The organism is Solicola agrisoli (genome assembly GCF_049059935.1).
Lineage (GTDB): Bacteria > Actinomycetota > Actinomycetes > Propionibacteriales > Nocardioidaceae > JAURVT01.
Window position 1 is genome coordinate 1 of sequence record NZ_JBMGQR010000153.1, and the last position, 1,136, is coordinate 1,136.

A 1,136-nucleotide genomic window follows, 5' to 3' on the forward strand; every position below is an offset into this window, starting at 1 on the left:
CTCGTCGGTGAGGATCCGGGCCACCGCCGGACGCAGCACCTCGAGCACCACGCCGGGCGCGACCTCGAGCGAGAACGTCTCGTCGCCGAGCGCGGTGACGGTGCCGAAGATGCCGCTGGTGATCATCACCCGGGCGCCGAGCTCGAGGCTCTGCTGGGTCTGCTGGGCCTCGCGCTGGCGCTTGCGGGCGGGCCGCAGCACCAGGAACCAGAAGACGAGGACGAGCAGGACGAGGGGCAGCAGGCCGGCGAGCTGGTCCGCGGACACGGGGGGACTCCGTAGGGGTCGGTGACGGGTGGTCGAGAACGGTCAGCCTACCGGCCGTCGGCGACGGGCCCCGTGGCGGTCGCGCGGCCGGGCGTCAGGCGACGCAGAACTCGTTACAACAGGGGTCGTGCCGTCGCGGGCGTCGACGGATTCCCAGGTATACCTGGGAATCTGCGCCTGGCACGGGGAACTCTCGAGGTGCCGGGACGGATTCCCGTGCCAGGTGGGACGGGTGGGGCCGGCGGGGCGAGGCGCCCCGTCGAGCCTCTGCGTCGACGGTGGGCCGGGGCCGGATGCCGTCCGTCGAGCCCCACGCGTCCCACTGCACCCGGAGATCCGACGACACCCCGGGAAGTTCTCCGTGGTCTCGCCGGACTCCCAGGTGAACCTGGGAAACCGTCAGCGGGGTCAGTCGAGCGGGAGCTGCTCGGGGCCCGCGCCGGAGGCGGTGGGGGGCGGGGTGAGGCCGAGGTGGCGCCACGCGGCGGCGGTGGCGATGCGGCCACGGGGCGTGCGGGCGAGGAAGCCCTGGCGCACCAGGAACGGCTCGGCCACCTCCTCGACGGTCTCGCGCTCCTCCCCCACGGCGACGGCGAGCGTCGACAGCCCCACCGGGCCGCCGGCGAAGCTGCGGCACAGGGCGGTGAGCACGGCGCGGTCGAGGCGGTCCAGCCCGATCGCGTCGACCTCGTACAGGTCGAGCGCGGCACGGGCGACGGCCTCGTCGACGACGCCGTCGGCGCGGACCTCGGCGAAGTCGCGGACGCGGCGCAGCAGGCGGTTGGCGATGCGGGGCGTGCCGCGTGAGCGGGACGCGATCTGGTGGCCGCCGTCGCGCGTGACCTCGACCTCGAGCAGGGCCGCCGAGC

2 protein-coding genes are annotated in these 1,136 nt (G+C 74.8%); both read right to left on the reverse strand.

Translation table 11 applies throughout. From position 1 onward, the window contains the following. Window positions 1-267, reverse strand: a 267-nt coding sequence (gene yajC / locus ACI6PP_RS23205) for a preprotein translocase subunit YajC (protein ID WP_421114123.1), incomplete at its 3' end; no start/stop codon positions are given. A gap of 408 nt (window positions 268-675) precedes the next feature. Beyond that, window positions 676-1,136 (reverse strand): Holliday junction DNA helicase RuvB C-terminal domain-containing protein (locus ACI6PP_RS23210; RefSeq protein WP_421114124.1); only part of this gene is annotated, 461 nt, incomplete at its 5' end.